We start from the raw sequence: 16,191 nt of genomic DNA, 5'->3' as shown, positions 1-16,191 counted from the left end.
AAACCGGGGTGTTATCCCCGGTTTTTTTATGCTGATTACAGTACCAGTGCAGCGATGGACGCTGACAGGACGCTGACCAGCGTAGAACCGTAGACCAGTTTCAGACCAAAGCGGGAAACCACGTTACCTTGCTCTTCGTTCAGGCCTTTAATCGCACCGGCGATGATACCGATGGAAGAGAAGTTAGCGAATGAAACCAGGAAGACGGAGAGAATGCCTTCGGCGCGCGGGGAGAGGCTACCGGCGATTTTCTGCAGATCCATCATCGCGACGAATTCGTTAGAAACCAGTTTGGTCGCCATAATACTGCCCACCTGCAGCGCTTCGCTGGCTGGCACACCCATCACCCAGGCTACCGGGTAGAAGATGTAACCCAGAATCCCCTGGAAGGAGATACCCAGTACGGCAGCAAACAGGGCATTCAGCGCGGAGATCAGGGCGATAAAGCCGATCAGCATCGCGGCAACAATCACCGCCACTTTGAAGCCTGCCAGGATGTATTCACCCAGCATTTCGAAGAAGCTCTGACCTTCGTGCAGATTCGCCATCTGCAAATTCTCTTCACTTTCGTCCACGCGGTACGGGTTAATCAGTGACAGAACGATAAAGGTGCTGAACATGTTCAGTACCAGCGCAGCCACCACATATTTAGGCTCAAGCATGGTCATATACGCGCCCACGATAGACATGGAAACGGTAGACATTGCCGTTGCCGCCATGGTGTACATGCGGTTGCGGGACATTTTGCTAAGGATATCTTTATAGGCGATAAAGTTCTCAGACTGACCGAGGATCAGGGAACTTACGGCGTTGAAAGATTCCAGTTTGCCCATGCCGTTCACTTTAGACAGCACGGTACCAATAGCGCGGATGACAATCGGCAGAATGCGAATGTGCTGCAGGATACCGATCAGGGCAGAGATAAAGACGATTGGGCACAACACTTTCAGGAAGAAGAATGCCAGACCTTCATCGTTCATTTTACCGAACACGAAGTTGGTTCCTTCATTAGCGAATCCGAGCAGTTTTTCAAACATCTCGGAGAAGCCTTTTACAAAGCCCAGCCCCACGTCTGAGTTCAGGAAGAACCAGGCGAGCAATACTTCAATAACAAGTAACTGAATGACATAGCGAATGCGGATCTTTTTGCGATCGCTGCTGACCAGCAACGCAAGCACGGCAACGACAACAAGTGCCAGGACAAAATGTAGGACGCGGTCCATATTTGCTCCAAATATGAGGCAGGTTTAATTTCGCTGCACATTCTATGAAACAAGCGTAAAGAAAACGAGATCAAAGCCACACTATCGTTGAGTCCTGTGACGAGTTTCAAAAATAGTGACATACGATACATTTTTGTTATGTTATGTAAATGAGTTAAAAGTTAAGTTTGTGTGCTACGCTTCACAAAGGCGCGTGCTTCTGCCCGCTATCTATACTTCATTCCAGCCTGCTAATTGTTCTTCGCTATCACTGCAATCACGATAATCCTTTTAAATGAACTTGATAATCATTCGCATTTTGATAGCATTTAACATAGCAAAGGCTATATTACTGAGGCAAAAATGAGCAACAGTCGCGTTGATGAGAGTAGCAGTGGTAGGGCTGCACGCAAAATGCGGTTCGCATTGATGGGACCTGCGTTTATTGCCGCCATTGGCTATATCGATCCCGGTAATTTTGCGACCAACATCCAGGCCGGAGCCAGTTTCGGCTACAAACTCTTGTGGGTGGTGGTCTGGGCCAACCTGATGGCGATGATGATCCAGGTGCTGTCAGCAAAACTGGGCATTGCCACCGGTAAAAATCTCGCGGAGCAGATCCGCGACCACTATCCGCGTCCGCTGGTCTGGTTCTACTGGGTGCAGGCGGAGATTATTGCCATGGCGACCGACCTGGCAGAATTTATCGGCGCGGCGATCGGCTTTAAGCTGATCCTCGGCGTATCGCTGTTGCAGGGCGCGGTATTAACCGGTATCGCCACCTTCCTTATTCTGATGCTGCAACGACGCGGGCAGAAACCGCTGGAGAAAGTAATTGGCGGCCTGCTGCTGTTTGTGGCGGCAGCCTACATTGTTGAGCTCATCTTCTCCCAGCCGGATCTGGTTCAACTGGGTAAAGGAATGGCGATCCCAAGTCTGCCTACCACCGAAGCGGTGTTCCTTGCGGCCGGGGTACTGGGCGCGACCATTATGCCGCACGTGATCTATCTGCACTCCTCGCTGACCCAGAACCTGCATGGCGGTTCCCGGCATGAGCGCTACTCCGCGACAAAGTGGGACGTCGCCATCGCTATGACCATTGCCGGGTTTGTTAACCTGGCGATGATGGCCACCGCCGCAGCGGCATTCCATTTCAACGGCCATACCGGCGTCGCCGATCTGGATCAGGCGTACCTGACGCTGGAACCGCTGCTGAGTCACGCGGCGGCGACCATTTTTGGCCTGAGCCTGGTGGCAGCGGGTCTCTCTTCCACCGTGGTAGGCACGCTGGCAGGGCAGGTGGTGATGCAGGGATTTGTGCGCTTCCACATTCCTTTATGGGTGCGCCGTTCGATCACGATGCTGCCGTCGTTTGTGGTGATCCTGATGGGACTGGATCCGACCCGCATTCTGGTGATGAGCCAGGTGCTGCTCAGTTTTGGTATTGCGCTGGCGTTGGTGCCGCTGCTGGTGTTCACCAGTGACAAGAAGCTGATGGGCGATCTGGTTAACAGTAAGGCGGTGAGACGGACGGGGTGGGCGATCGTGGTTCTGGTGGTGGCGCTGAATCTGTGGCTACTTATCGGGACCGCATTGGGATTGTAAAAAAGGCGCCGGAAGGCGCCTTTTTCGTATCAGTGACGGTGACCGTGCCCGCCATGACCATGACCACGACCGCGTGGGCCTCGATGATCGTCACGATCGCTCCAGCCTGCGCGGTAGCCACGCTCATAGGCTTTGCGTTTATCCCAGCCACGATGGTAGCCGTTATCATGTCTGTGCCAGCGGTTGCCGCGCCATTCATAATGTCGGCGCCAGTAGTCGCGGTCACGCCAGCCGCCGCCATCCCAGTAGTTACCATAATTATCACGATCGCCAATTTGTAATTTTATGGATGGCAACAGGGTGATTTCGCCAGCATTAGCGACCAGCGGGGCTGAAGCCAGTAATACTGCTGCAAGAATCAGAGACCTGAACATGGTTTTTCTCCTTCACGATCGGAGCCGTAATCGGCTTGTTAACGCAATATTAAGGGGCGGTAAAGCCCCGGATAATCGCTTTAACTCCTAATTCAGAAGGCGTAGCACTTTTTGCTAAAAGCGCTTTTAATTTACACTATTCAGAATTCCGTCGATTTCGTTCAGTTCCTCAGGCGTGAAGTGACGGTTCGCCAGCATTCCCACAGCATCATCAATTTGCGCCGTTTTGCTGGCGCCAATCAGCACCGAGGTGACGGCCTCCTGATGTAATACCCAGGCCAGCGCCATCTGCGATAGCTTCTGGTTGCGGCGTTCCGCCAGGGCGTTAAGCTGACGCACTTTCGCCAGCTTCTCTTCGGTGAGCTGATCCGGATTGAGGAACCGGCTTCCGCTGGCGGCGCGGGAATCTGCCGGAATACCGTTAAGATAGCGGTCGGTCAGCTGGCCCCCGGCGAGCGGCGAAAAGGCGATGCAGCCCACCCCTTTATCCTTCAGGACGCCCAGTAAGCCCGCTTCCGGGGTGCGTTCAAACATCGAATATTTCGGCTGATGGATAAGGCAGGGCGTGCCTAAATCATCGAGGATCTCAATGGCCTGGCGAGCCAGCTCTGCCGGATAGTTGGATAGCCCAACGTACAGTGCCTTGCCCTGGCGCACGATGTGGTCTAACGCTTTCATCGTCTCTTTCAACGGCGTTTCCGGGTCCGGACGGTGATGATAGAAGATATCGACATACTCCAGGCCCATCCGTTTCAGGCTCTGATCGAGGCTGGCAATCAGATACTTACGCGAGCCCCAGTCGCCGTAAGGGCCCTCCCACATGGTATAGCCCGCCTTGGTCGAGATGATGAGTTCATCGCGCCAGGCGCTGAAATCTTCCTGCAAGATTCGTCCAAAGTTACGTTCTGCGGAACCCGGCGGTGGACCGTAGTTATTGGCAAGGTCGAAGTGCGTAATCCCCACATCGAAGGCACGATGTAAAAGTTGACGGCTGTTTTCGATCAATGTGGCGTCGCCAAAGTTGTGCCACAGCCCCAGGGAGATGGCAGGGAGCTTAAGACCACTTTGCCCGCATCGTTGATAATTCATTGACTGGTAACGGTTTTGATTCGCCTGATAAACCATGAGTCTTGCCCCTCTGCGTCAGAATGTCATTCAGTGTATACGTTTACACTAAACGTCAGGCAGGCAGATTACCTCGCGAAAATACGTAAAGCATTATTTCCATGGGCAGTTTATCGCCATTCCTGGACAGCTATCACGCTTCTTCAATACTCAAACTGAAGTCAACATTATAAGGATAACTGTCATGCAAACCCCCTACACCGTCGCCGATTACCTGCTGGACCGTCTTACAGATTGTGGTGCCGATCATCTGTTTGGCGTGCCGGGCGACTACAATCTGCAGTTTCTCGATCACGTTATCGCCAGCCCGGATATTGGCTGGGTAGGTTGTGCCAACGAATTAAATGCGGCCTATGCCGCCGATGGATATGCGCGCTGCAAAGGGTTTGCTGCGCTGCTGACAACGTTCGGGGTAGGCGAGCTCAGCGCCATGAACGGTATCGCGGGCAGTTTCGCCGAGCATGTGCCGGTTCTGCATATCGTGGGTGCCCCGGGCAGCGCCTCGCAGAAAAAAGGGGAGCTACTGCACCATACGCTCGGTGACGGTGAGTTTCGTCATTTCTATAAGATGAGTGAGCCCGTTACCGTCGCCCAGGCGCACCTGACCGAACAAAATGCCTGCTATGAAATCGACCGGGTCCTGACCCAGATGCTTCGGGAGCGCCGTCCGGGCTATATTATGCTGCCTGCCGATGTGGCAAAAAAACCGGCCACGCCGCCTGTGAGCACGCTCATGAACCCTCTTTATGAGAGCGACAGTTTCCGTCTTGACGCCTTCCGCCAGGCGGCAGAAAAACGGCTGGCCGCGAGCGATCGCACCGCGCTGCTGGCCGACTTCCTGGTCCTGCGTTATGGCCTGAAAAATCAGCTGCAACGCTGGGTGGACCAAACGCCCATCGCCCACGCCACCATGCTGATGGGGAAAGGGATTTTTGACGAGCGCAAACCCGGTTTTGCTGGCACCTACAGCGGCTCCGCCAGCGCAGCCGAGGTTAACGAGGCCATTGAAGGCGCCGATACCGTGATCTGCGTGGGTACGCGCTTTACCGATACGCTTACCGCAGGCTTCACCCACAAACTTACCCATCAGCAGACTATTGATGTTCAGCCGCATGCCTCGCGCATAGGCGATGTCTGGTACACCGGGATCCCCATGACCCAGGCCATTGAGGTACTTTCCAGCCTCTGCCATCAGTATGCCCAAACCGGCAATACGCCTCGCCCGGCGAGACAGCTTCATGCGGTTCATCCCGGTTCGTTAACCCAGGACAGCTTCTGGAAAACGCTGCAAACCTATATTCGTCCGGGGGACATTATTCTCGCCGACCAGGGAACCTCGGCCTTTGGGGCTGGCGCGCTGCGTCTGCCGGATGAGGTAAATTTTATCGTGCAGCCGATCTGGGGATCGATTGGCTACACCCTGGCCGCCGCCTACGGTGCACAGACCGCCTGCCCGGATCGTCGCGTGATTGCCATTACCGGCGACGGCGCGGCGCAGCTCACTATCCAGGAGCTGGGCTCCATGCTGCGGGACAAGCAGCGCCCGGTGATCATGGTGCTGAATAACGAAGGGTACACGGTGGAGCGCGCCATTCATGGTCCGAACCAGCGCTATAACGACATAGCGCTGTGGAACTGGACGCAGATCCCGCAGGCGCTCAGCCTGGATTGTCAGGCCGAGTGCTGGCGGGTGAGCGAGACGGTGCAGCTGGAAGAGGTGCTGGAGAGAGTCGCGCACCCACAACGGCTGTCATTGATTGAGGTGATGTTGCCGAAAGCCGACGTTCCGCCGCTGCTGAGCGGCATTATCCAGGCGCTGGAAGCACGCAAAAGCGCCTGATTATTTCTCATCGTTCCATGCAGCCATCATCGGTCTGCCCGCCAGCAGCAGCCAGGCGGGCAGCATCACAATACAGAGCAGCGGCAGCAGGGTGGTGTCCGGCACCACCACTGCCGCCATAAACAGGCTTAGCCACGCATCCCGGGTGACAACCAGCACCAGCCCCATAATCGAACAGGAGATGGTGATCGCCAGGGGAACCGCCTCTACATGTTCATGCAACATCAACCCCAGCGCCGCGCCGACAAACACCGCCGGGAAAATGCGCCCGCCGCGAAAACCGCAGGCCGCAGCCACTACCAGCGCCGCCAGTTTTATCAGCGCAAAGAGCAGATAATCCGACACGCTGAAGATCTGGCTGAAGGCCATCTGCTGCATCTCATCCAGGCCCTTAAACAGGGTGATATTGCCCCCGATTGCCCCAAGGATCCCCAGAATAAATCCGCCTGCGCCAAGAATAAGTACCGGGTGCTTCAGACGATGCATCAGACGGTGCAGGCGCGGCAGACACCAGACCGCCACCATCCCCAGCGCGATGGCGAAGGCGGCGACGATCGCGCCGCTGAAAATATCCACCATCTGCATCTGACTGTAGTGGGCAACGGGCAGTGAGAAGTGAGGATGAAAAAAGAGGCTGGTGGTCAGGGCTCCGGCGGCGGCGGATAAGAGCGGGGCGAACAGACGATCCCAGAGCGGGATCTCCGTGTTGCCGCTCAGGGTCTGGGAAAAAATCAGCGCCGCCGCGACAGGTGTGCCGAACAGCGCCCCGATGGTGCCGGCAGAGGCGAGAATGGTCCAGTCAAGGGCGTTTACCCGGGGGAAGGCCCGCGCCCCTATGGCGACGGCCAGGGCGATATTCACCGCCATCACAGGATGCTCAGGCCCAAGGCTGACGCCGCCCGCCAGACCAATAATCAGGGCGATAATCAACCCGGGCAGGGCAGCGGCATTGACCGGCGCGCCAATCAACGGCTCAGTGGCTGGATCTGGCCCGGCATGGCCCGGGCTGTAGCGTATCACCACTCCTACAGCGATACCGGTAAGCGTCAGGATTAAAATAACCCATACCGGCGAGCTTGCGTTAAGGCCGAGGGAAGCCGGTAATGAGGTCCACAAAACCGACTGCAGCACGGAGGCGACCTTCATGATCACAATCAGGATCAGGCTGGATGCAACGCCAATAATCAGCGCAGGAGGGGCCAGCAGCAGCATCGTTCTGGCTCGCGGATGGAGCATGATGATTTCCTTGTTAAAAATAGCTGTCTGTACTTTGCACGTTCAGCCTTATGGCAATAGTGCAAATGGTGCTGAAACGGTAAAGTTATTCTGTGATGAAGATCGATAATCCTGGGGTGCTTTTATCCAGGTCGTTGTTGTTCACGGGCCTTGAATTTAGAGTGTGCCAAACAGTTATTTTGACTTTAGCGGAGCAGTAGAAGAATGACAAAGTATGCTTTGGTAGGTGATGTAGGGGGGACTAACGCGCGTCTGGCGTTATGTGACGTCAACACCGGCGAAATCTCCCGCGCCAAAACCTATTCCGGGCTGGATTACCCCAGCCTGGAAGCGGTGGTTCGTGTCTATCTGACGGAGCATGATGTCAGCGTTGAGGATGGCTGTATCGCCATTGCCTGCCCGATTACCGGCGACTGGGTGGCGATGACCAACCACACCTGGGCATTCTCTGTCGCCGAAATGAAGGCCAACCTCGGCTTTGCCCATCTGGAAATTATTAACGACTTTACCGCGGTATCGATGGCGATCCCGATGTTAAAGCCGGAGCATCTGATCCAGTTCGGCGGCACCGAGCCGGTTGAAGGTAAGCCCATTGCCGTCTACGGCGCTGGCACTGGCCTGGGGGTTTCCCATCTGGTACATGTCGACAAGCGCTGGATCAGCCTGCCGGGTGAAGGCGGACATGTCGATTTCGCCCCAAACAGCGAAGAAGAGGGCATTATCCTCGAAGAGCTGCGCGCGGAGATCGGCCACGTCTCGGCGGAGCGGGTGCTCTCGGGTCCGGGCCTGGTGAACCTCTACCGGGCGATTGTGAAATCCGATGGCCGTCTGCCGGAGAATCTACAGCCGAAAGATGTGACCGAACGCGCGCTGGAAGATAGCTGCACCGACTGCCGTCGCGCGCTGTCGCTCTTCTGCGTCATCATGGGGCGTTTTGGCGGCAACCTGGCGCTGAACCTGAGCACCTTTGGTGGGGTCTATATCGCGGGCGGGATCGTACCGCGCTTCCTCGACTTCTTTAAATCCTCCGGTTTCCGCGGCGGGTTTGAAGACAAGGGGCGCTTCCGCGATTATGTCCGGGATATTCCGGTGTACCTGATTGTACATGACAATCCGGGTCTGCTGGGCTCGGGCGCGCATCTGCGCCAGACCCTGGGCCAGGTACTGTAATGGCTCTTCCCCGGTGACGTCTGTTCACCGGGGCATTCCCCTCACAGGTGCATCAGCTGGCGAAACTCTTTCACCTTGCTGCGACTCACCGGCACCTGAAAATCGAGATCCTTCAGCCGTAGAATGTAGGTGTTGTTGAACCAGGGTTCGATCTCGCGGATCTTGTTCAGATTGACGCAAAAAGAGCGATGGCAACGGAAGAAGTGGCTCGCCGGCAGCTTGCTGCAAAATTCGGTGATGTTCATCGGCATGACGAACGACTCGCGGCGTGTGTAGACGAAGGTCATCTTCTCATGCGCTTCGGCATAATAGATATCGTTCATCGGCGTCACGATGATGCGTTCATCCTTGATCAAATTGATCGTGTCATTTTCGCGCATGACCGGTGAGGCCGCGACCTGTTCCGCGCCGGACTGCTGGTGCCAGGCGTGTTCCAGCTTCTGCAGCATGCTGACAATCCGCGACTCCTGGTACGGCTTAAGAATATAGTCGAACGCTTCCAGCTCGAAGGCCTCCACCGCATGCTCTTTCCACGCGGTGACAAAGACAATAAACGGTTTACTGGCAAACTGGCTGATGTTTTGCGCCAGCAGTACCCCGTCCAGAGAGGGAATATTGATATCCAGAAATATGGCGTCTACCCGGTTGTGCTGCAGAAATTTCAGCACGTCCAGACCATCCTCAAAGGTGCCGACGATCTCCATCTGGCTGTGTTCTTTAATCAGCCAACTCAGCTCCTGTTGGGCGAGTATTTCATCTTCCACAATGATGACTTTCATGCGTCACTCCCTCTAAGGCAACAACAACGTCTGGGCATGAACGGCGGCGCGTTCGTTAGGAACATAAAACGCGATCTCGGTACCCGGCTCAAGGCGGCGAATGTGTAGCCCTTCACCATAGAGCAGCTTAACGCGGTGATGGACATTGAGCAGACCAATTTTATTGCCGGGCATCTCATTCGACTCCACCCGTTCAATCACTTTCGGGTCGATCCCGTGGCCGGTGTCGCGCACCGCCACCCGCACGCGGTTACCGCATTCGGCCACGCTGATGGTGACCACCCCTTTACCCTTACGCGGCTGAATGCCGTGGACAATGGCATTCTCCACCAGCGGCTGGATCAGCAGGCTCGGGATCACGCAGTTCACCTCTTCATCGATGTCATAGATGACGGTAAGCTTATCGCCAAACCGCGCCTGTTCGATGGCGATGTAATCTTTGATCTGATAAAGCTCTTTTTTGATGTCGATCTGCTCGTCGTCTTTCAACTCAATGTTGTAGCGCAGATAGCGCGACAGATTGAAGATCAACTGGCGGGCGGTGTCCGGATTCAGGCGGATCGACGAGGAGATGGCGTTCAGCGCATTGAACAGAAAATGGGGGTTAATTTTACTCTGCAGGGCGCGCAGCTCTGCCTTGTTTGCCATCTCCCGCAGCTGCTCGGCACGGGAGACCTCCAGCTGGGTAGAGATAATCTGTGACAGCCCGACCGCCATCTCCTGTAAGGTCGATGTGATCTGGTGCGCGTGGCAGTAGTAAATTTTTAGCGTGCCGGTGACTACCCCTTTTTCCCACAGCGGTATCACAAGCATAGAGTGGATCTCCGGGGTGCGGTGAGCCTCATCGTTATTCTTAATGATGATCTTGCCGCCGCTGATTGCCTGGCGGGTGGTGGGGCTGATGGTATCATCATTATCCCGGTAGTTTGCTTCACCCACGCCCACGTAGGCCAGCACCCGGTCAATATTGGTGATGGCCACCGCATCGGCGTCGATGTCGCGGCGGATGATATCGCACACCTGGCGCAGCGATTCAGCGTTAATGTCGCGAAACAGCGGCAGCGTCTTATTGGCAATATCCAGCGCCAGCTTGGCCTGCCGGGCGGCGCTGGCCTCTTTTTCGCCTTCCACACTCTGCACCAGCAGCACGATAAAGCCCACGCAGACGCTACCGAGGATCATCGGAATACCAATTTTTGAGACGATATCCAGCCCCAGCGCCGTGGTGGGGGCCCACGCCACCACCAGGATCATGGTCAGGGTTTCGCAGAGCATGCCGGCGATGATACCCGCTTTCCAGTGCTGTTTCTTAGGGACTTTGCGGTTGATCGCCCCCGACAGCACGCCAGCGATAATGCTGGTGATCAGGCAAGGAACCGCCGTCACGCCGCCGATATCAATCAGGTAACGGTGGGTCCCGGCAATGAGGCCCGTGATGATCCCGACCCATGGGCCAAACAGGATCCCGCCAGACATCACGGCGATGATCCGCACATTAACCAGGGAACCTTCCACCGGTACCCCGGACCAGGTACTGAACAGGGCAAACATCGAAAAGATCGCAGTGACCGCCAGCAGTTCCCGGGGCGAGTGGGCAGACTTATGCAGCAGCTCGCGGAACAGGCGGATGCGAATGAGGAAAAAGAGGCAAATCAGCATTAACGCCGCGCGATCGAACACCGCCAGCAGCATATTGAATATTTCGTGCACGGGTAAACCTGGGAAAAGAGGAAAGAACCATGATAAAAAACCTGACGCTCAATGACCAGCCATCCCGCTCTTTTATAAAATGGGGATAAACCACGTTAATCAAAGGGGATTGTATCTAAGGTCGCCTGAGCGGGCAGAAAAGCTAAAAAGCCACCCGGAAGTCGTAACTGTAATGATATTAAAATGTTAATAAAAAGGTATTAATAATACCTCTTTTCTTTTTTGCTTCCGTTTTTTGCCTCAGCAGAGTTCCTGTTTTAGCGCTACGCTTTTTTTTATTTCTTCCCCCCTCGACAAGGCGAATTTTTTCAGGTTATTTTCTAAGCACGCCACATCCGTGGCGACGTCGCTCGGACGGTCCGGGCGCTAACGTAATCTGAGGAATTTATGGCTGACTCCAGTCCTGAACGCCGTTTTTCGCGTATCGATCGTCTTCCCCCGTATGTGTTTAACATTACTGCTGAATTGAAAATGGCTGCGCGCCGGCGCGGCGAAGACATTATCGATTTCAGTATGGGTAATCCGGACGGCGCTACGCCGCCCCATATCGTGGAAAAACTCTGCACCGTCGCCCAGCGCCCGGACACGCATGGTTACTCAACCTCTAAAGGGATTCCGCGTTTACGCCGCGCCATTTCGCGCTGGTATCAGGAACGCTATCAGGTGGAGATCGACCCTGAGAGCGAAGCCATTGTCACCATCGGTTCAAAAGAGGGGCTGGCGCATCTGATGCTGGCGACGCTGGACCATGGCGACACGGTGCTGGTGCCGAACCCCAGCTACCCGATCCATATTTACGGTGCGGTCATTGCCGGTGCGCAGGTGCGCTCTGTGCCGCTGGTTGAAGGCGTCGACTTTTTTAACGAGCTGGAGCGCGCCATCCGGGAAAGCTATCCGAAGCCGAAGATGATGATCCTCGGTTTTCCTTCCAACCCGACCGCCCAGTGCGTGGAACTCGACTTCTTTGAGAAAGTGGTGGCCCTGGCGAAGCGCTACGACGTGCTTGTGGTGCATGACCTGGCCTACGCCGATATCGTGTATGACGGCTGGAAAGCGCCGTCGATCATGCAGGTACCCGGCGCGCGCGACGTTGCGGTGGAGTTTTTCACCCTGTCGAAAAGCTACAACATGGCGGGCTGGCGTATCGGCTTTATGGTCGGTAACAAGACGCTGGTCAACGCGCTGGCACGTATCAAAAGCTACCACGACTACGGCACCTTTACCCCGTTGCAGGTAGCGGCCATTGCTGCGCTGGAAGGCGATCAGCAGTGTGTGAAGGACATTGCCGCCCAGTATAAACGCCGTCGCGATGTGCTGGTCAAAGGGCTGCATGAGGCGGGCTGGATGGTGGAGATGCCTAAAGCTTCGATGTACGTCTGGGCGAAGATCCCGGACGCCTACGCCGCGATGGGATCGCTGGAGTTTGCCAAAAAACTCCTCCAGGATGCGAAGGTGTGCGTCTCCCCGGGGATTGGCTTTGGTGACTACGGCGATACGCACGTGCGTTTCGCGCTGATTGAGAACAGCGATCGTATCCGTCAGGCGGTGAGGGGCATTAAAAGCATGTTCCGCGCCGACGGATTACTGCCCCAGGTAACAAAGCCGATTCCAGAGCAGGCGGGTCAGTAACCCCAAAAAAAACAGGCGCCTTGGGCGCCTGTTTTTTTGACTACATTTTCTTTGCTCAGTTCATCATCAGGGCAAACGTACCGACCCATGCGAACAAAATCACTGAAAAACCCATAAAGAAATATTTCACGTTCATCGCTCCGCGTATTTCGTGATACGCAATAAAAATAGAGTCCAACTGAGTATAGAGAGGTGAAGTCAGGCCGGGGCGGAAATGAGAATTATCCCGTTTCAGCGACGACTCCAGCTCAGAATTCTGTGCTTTCAGGTAGCCAGACGGCGCTAATGTACGCTTAAATTTCAGGAGTGACAAGAGGCATTTTTCTAAATAATTTCCACGACTTACGAGTGTCGTGGAACGGCGACAGTTTAATTTCGGCGGGTAATAAATTGTCGTTCGGCAAGATAGCGTGCTAACGATAAACCTGAGTGATTACAGGTGATTGAAAAGGTTAGTTTCTAAAAGAAACTAACCTTCAACGGGGTTAAAGATAGAGGGAAGCGTGCCCCACAGGACGCGTTTTAAAACGGCGATGCACCCATAAATACTGTTCCGGCGCACGCATGATCTCGCTCTCGATCACCCTGTTGATGTAAGCCGCGGCGGCCGCCTCTTCCTGAGGATAGTTCTCCATCTCCGGCATGATAAACAGGCGATAACCGCTTTTATCGTCTTTTCTGACCATGGTGACCGTCAGCATCACCGACTTTGAAAGACGGTGAATCACAAATGTGCCGTTAGTGGTGGCCACCTCCTTTACCGCGAAGAAGGGGGCGAAGCTGCTGCCATTGCGGCCATAGTCCTGGTCCGGAGCAAACCAGACCGCTTCGCCTTTTTTCAGGGCGCTGACCAGCCCGCGTAAATTATTGCGGCTGATCATCGCCTTATTTGAACGCATGCGCCCGCACGTCTGCACCCACTCCATCAGGGCGCTGTTATGTGGACGATAAGTGGCCATCATCGGCTGGCACAACCCCATCACCCGGCCACCCAGCTCCAGCGACGTAAAGTGAACGCCGATCACCATCACCCCGCAGTTTTTTGCCTGCGCGCGCTGCAAATTTTCCAGGCCTTCAACGTCAAACCACTTACGTACCCGCGAGTCCGGCCAGAACCAGGCCATCCCCGTTTCCAGTAACGCCATGCCGATAGATTTAAAATTTTCACTAATGAGATGATCACGCTCTTCAGGGGAGAGCGCCGGAAAACAGAGTTCGAGGTTCCTGCGAGCGATAGATTCACGGCGCTTCAGAAAACGACGCGAAAGACTTCCGAGGCTGGCACCGAGCCAGCGTAGCGCCGGATAAGGAAGTTGCACGAGCAGCCAGAGGACACCCAGACCAAACCATGTAAACCAGTAACGCGGGTGCAGAAGCGTGCGCGTGAATTTGCATTGAGACAAGATAAAACGACCTTTATGGAGAGTATATTGGTAGCCCCAGACTGGCGCTACGCCGGAATGCTATTAAGACCTGCGTTAATACTATTGGTTCATGGTGATTACCGTATATGCCCAAGGTCTGAAAAAAGGCTGTCGGCGCTGGGCGGCGTAATGTAGCACTGATATATCTTAACTGCTAACACTACTTTTTGCGCAAAAAATAACCCACAAAAGGGCTCAAACCGGGGCTATTTTTATCCACATTCAAACGCGATTAGTCAGGCTTTCCATATCCAAAATCAAAGCCGAACAGCACGTTCTGGCGTATGGCATGATTCAGCGGATAGCTGTAACTCTGCCCGATGCTGACCGTATGGATCGCCCGCAACAGCGTGCCGCCGCTGAGGGGTGAGGGGGTATTGGTGATCGCCACTTCCGCTCCCTGCAATGCGTGCCGCAGCGACTGATAGGCCGGAGAAGCCGTAATACTGTTATTGGTCACGCTGCACAGGCCGAGCAGCAGGCAGATTAACAGCACCGGGAAGATCAGCGGATGGCGGTTAAGCAGGCGAACGGGCCGCCAGGCGGTAACAGAAAGCAGGGCGGCACTTAACGGCAGAAGCAGCAGATAGAGCAGTTTTGCCAGGTGGGTGAGGGCGCCGAGCAGGGAGAACATCAGCGCAATGGGAGGAACAATCACCGCCCGCGCCGCATCCTCGCCCCGTTTTTCATTTGCTCCGCCCGTGCCGTAGCTGGCCAGCGCAGCCTGCAGGCGGGGGAGTTGCTGTTGCACGGCGTAGTCAAGATGGGGAGCCTGCAGCGCCAGGGCGAACTGTTTCAGGGCGTCCTCTTTCGGATATTCAGGCTGCACCCGGGTTTGCAGCGGCAGGGCCAGCTTTTCCCGCAGCCTTTTCTGCACCGGGTCCAGCATAAAAAATGTCTCCCAGTCGAGGCGGGCCGGGATTGTCACCCCATGATAGAGCCCATTTTTCTGCGTAACGCTGGTATAGTCGAGATAGTCCTGATAAATCTCTGCGCGCGCGGCCAGCCAGAGTTTGTAATAGCCGAGGAGCCCGCCCTCCTGAACGCTGATGCTGTCGCGCAGGTTTTGCGCCGCCTCTCGCTCAAGCAGTTCGTGATAGCGGCTGACCGAACTCATAAGTAGCGGCAGCATCGCCAGAAACGCTTTCCCGGATGGGCTGGTCCAGGTTTCGCGCTGACTGCCATCGTCATCAAGCGGGATCCCCTCCAGCGTCTGGTGCCCGTCAATTAAAGACTGCTGATAGAGCTGCGCCAGCATCGACTTCTGGCGAAACTCGCCGGTACTTTGGGCGACCTGGCGCTCAATAACCCGCTCCACCGTTTGCCATGTCACCACGCCGGTGAGCAGACAGAGCGAGAACACCATGCCTGCCACCCAGGGGGCGGGAAAGGCAATGCCGCGTTTTTTCAGCCAGGCGTTCGCTGCCAGCACCAGCTGAAACATCAGCAGCGCGGCGGCGATAGCGGTTAAAGCCCGGCCATAACGCTCCATATTGTGGATGTCATCGGGGGTGGAGAGACTTCCCACCAGATCGAGCAGGCGCGAGTTAAAGGCCAGCTCGCAGATGAGATAGGTGAGGGTGAGGAGAATAACCACTGCGTTTTGCCACAGCGGCAGCGTAGGGCGCTTAATATCGGCCCGGTTTTCCAGTTCACCGAGAGCGCGTTCCGTCATGATTTCAGCTCCAGGCTGGTCTGACGGGTGATCGCAGGTTGCCAGATCTGCTCCGGCAACGAGTTATCCAGCACCGGCATGACCCGGGGCGCGGGCGGTTCGGCGGCTTTATCCTGAGGCCGTTTTTTTACTCTTACGGGCGGCGCAGGGGACGCTTCTGGCGCGTTCAGGAACGATTCAGGTGCGCTATACGCGGGCTGCACAGGCGCAGGGCGAACATATTTCGGCGCTACACGCGCCCGGCTGGGATTCTTATCATGGCTAGCACAACCGCTTACGCTCAGAAGCAGCGTTAACAACACCACCCCGCAGCGGGGCATTTTTTGCAGTAGCACGCTCATCAGTTTGTCCTGACTCTGTCGCACAGCGGAGTGAAGTCTTTTAAATGTAATCGGGAATTTTAATTCAGGTAGTTGTATCGC

General features: G+C 55.5%; 14 protein-coding genes. 4 read left to right on the top strand and 10 right to left on the bottom strand.

Annotated features, from left to right (window positions below; genetic code table 11):
- Positions 1-35: 35 nt before the first annotated feature.
- On the bottom strand, positions 36-1,223 hold the full coding sequence (locus tag GNG29_RS16200) for a NupC/NupG family nucleoside CNT transporter (RefSeq protein WP_103180623.1): 1,188 nt from the start codon (positions 1,221-1,223) through the stop codon (positions 36-38).
- Positions 1,224-1,565: 342 nt separating this feature from the next.
- On the opposite strand from GNG29_RS16200, the gene GNG29_RS16195 reads away from it, so the two are divergent.
- Positions 1,566-2,807: an Nramp family divalent metal transporter gene (locus GNG29_RS16195; protein ID WP_103180621.1), complete on the top strand. Its 1,242-nt coding sequence runs from the start codon at positions 1,566-1,568 to the stop codon at positions 2,805-2,807.
- 29 nt (positions 2,808-2,836) lie between these two features.
- On the opposite strand, the gene ypeC is transcribed toward GNG29_RS16195, so the two are convergent.
- Both ypeC and mgrA read right to left on the bottom strand, forming a co-directional pair.
- A complete protein-coding gene (gene ypeC / locus GNG29_RS16190) occupies positions 2,837-3,181 on the bottom strand; it encodes a DUF2502 domain-containing protein YpeC (protein ID WP_103180619.1) in 345 nt (114 codons plus the stop codon).
- A gap of 126 nt (positions 3,182-3,307) precedes the next feature.
- A complete protein-coding gene (mgrA, locus tag GNG29_RS16185) occupies positions 3,308-4,306 on the bottom strand; it encodes an L-glyceraldehyde 3-phosphate reductase (protein WP_103180618.1) in 999 nt (332 codons plus the stop codon).
- Positions 4,307-4,490: 184 nt separating this feature from the next.
- Between mgrA and ipdC the strand changes: the two genes are divergently transcribed.
- Entirely contained in the window at positions 4,491-6,146 is a 1,656-nt protein-coding gene (ipdC, locus tag GNG29_RS16180) for an indolepyruvate decarboxylase (RefSeq protein WP_156654996.1), read from the top strand.
- Here ipdC and GNG29_RS16175 read toward each other — a convergent pair whose 3' ends face one another.
- On the bottom strand, positions 6,147-7,382 hold the full coding sequence (locus GNG29_RS16175; protein ID WP_103180614.1) for an ion channel protein: 1,236 nt from the start codon (positions 7,380-7,382) through the stop codon (positions 6,147-6,149).
- 204 nt (positions 7,383-7,586) lie between these two features.
- Here GNG29_RS16175 and glk point away from each other — a divergent pair, with 204 nt between their 5' ends.
- The gene (gene glk / locus GNG29_RS16170; protein WP_103180613.1) at positions 7,587-8,552 is read left to right on the top strand and encodes a glucokinase; all 966 of its coding nucleotides are present in this window, start codon (positions 7,587-7,589) and stop codon (positions 8,550-8,552) included.
- 41 nt (positions 8,553-8,593) lie between these two features.
- Here glk and GNG29_RS16165 read toward each other — a convergent pair whose 3' ends face one another.
- Together GNG29_RS16165 and GNG29_RS16160 are read right to left on the bottom strand one after the other, a co-directional pair.
- On the bottom strand, positions 8,594-9,331 hold the full coding sequence (locus GNG29_RS16165) for a LytTR family DNA-binding domain-containing protein (RefSeq protein ID WP_103180611.1): 738 nt from the start codon (positions 9,329-9,331) through the stop codon (positions 8,594-8,596).
- Between the two features lie 12 nt (positions 9,332-9,343).
- Positions 9,344-11,041 (bottom strand): sensor histidine kinase, encoded by a 1,698-nt coding sequence (locus tag GNG29_RS16160; protein WP_156654994.1) that lies wholly within the window; start codon positions 11,039-11,041, stop codon positions 9,344-9,346.
- 387 nt (positions 11,042-11,428) lie between these two features.
- Here GNG29_RS16160 and alaC point away from each other — a divergent pair, with 387 nt between their 5' ends.
- A complete protein-coding gene (gene alaC, locus GNG29_RS16155) occupies positions 11,429-12,670 on the top strand; it encodes an alanine transaminase (RefSeq protein ID WP_156654992.1) in 1,242 nt (413 codons plus the stop codon).
- A gap of 55 nt (positions 12,671-12,725) precedes the next feature.
- Here the strand turns inward: alaC and ypdK are convergent, their stop codons facing one another.
- The 4 genes from ypdK to GNG29_RS16135 form a co-directional block, all read right to left on the bottom strand.
- Positions 12,726-12,806 carry a membrane protein YpdK gene (gene ypdK / locus GNG29_RS23535; protein WP_197080173.1) on the bottom strand — a complete coding sequence of 27 codons (81 nt, stop codon included), beginning with the start codon at positions 12,804-12,806 and terminating at the stop codon, positions 12,726-12,728.
- Between the two features lie 349 nt (positions 12,807-13,155).
- On the bottom strand, positions 13,156-14,076 hold the full coding sequence (gene lpxP / locus GNG29_RS16145; RefSeq protein WP_103180605.1) for a kdo(2)-lipid IV(A) palmitoleoyltransferase: 921 nt from the start codon (positions 14,074-14,076) through the stop codon (positions 13,156-13,158).
- Between the two features lie 250 nt (positions 14,077-14,326).
- Positions 14,327-15,769, bottom strand: coding sequence for a hypothetical protein (locus tag GNG29_RS16140; RefSeq protein WP_156654990.1), 1,443 nt, complete (start codon positions 15,767-15,769; stop codon positions 14,327-14,329).
- On the bottom strand, positions 15,766-16,110 hold the full coding sequence (locus GNG29_RS16135; RefSeq protein WP_156654988.1) for a hypothetical protein: 345 nt from the start codon (positions 16,108-16,110) through the stop codon (positions 15,766-15,768). Before GNG29_RS16135 ends, GNG29_RS16140 begins: the two co-directional genes overlap by 4 nt.
- Between the last annotated feature and the right edge of the window lie 81 nt (positions 16,111-16,191).

Origin of the sequence: Leclercia sp. Colony189 (genome assembly GCF_009740165.1) — a bacterium.
Classification (GTDB): Bacteria; Pseudomonadota; Gammaproteobacteria; order Enterobacterales; family Enterobacteriaceae; genus Enterobacter.
This window is presented reverse-complemented; position numbering and strand designations above follow the sequence as displayed.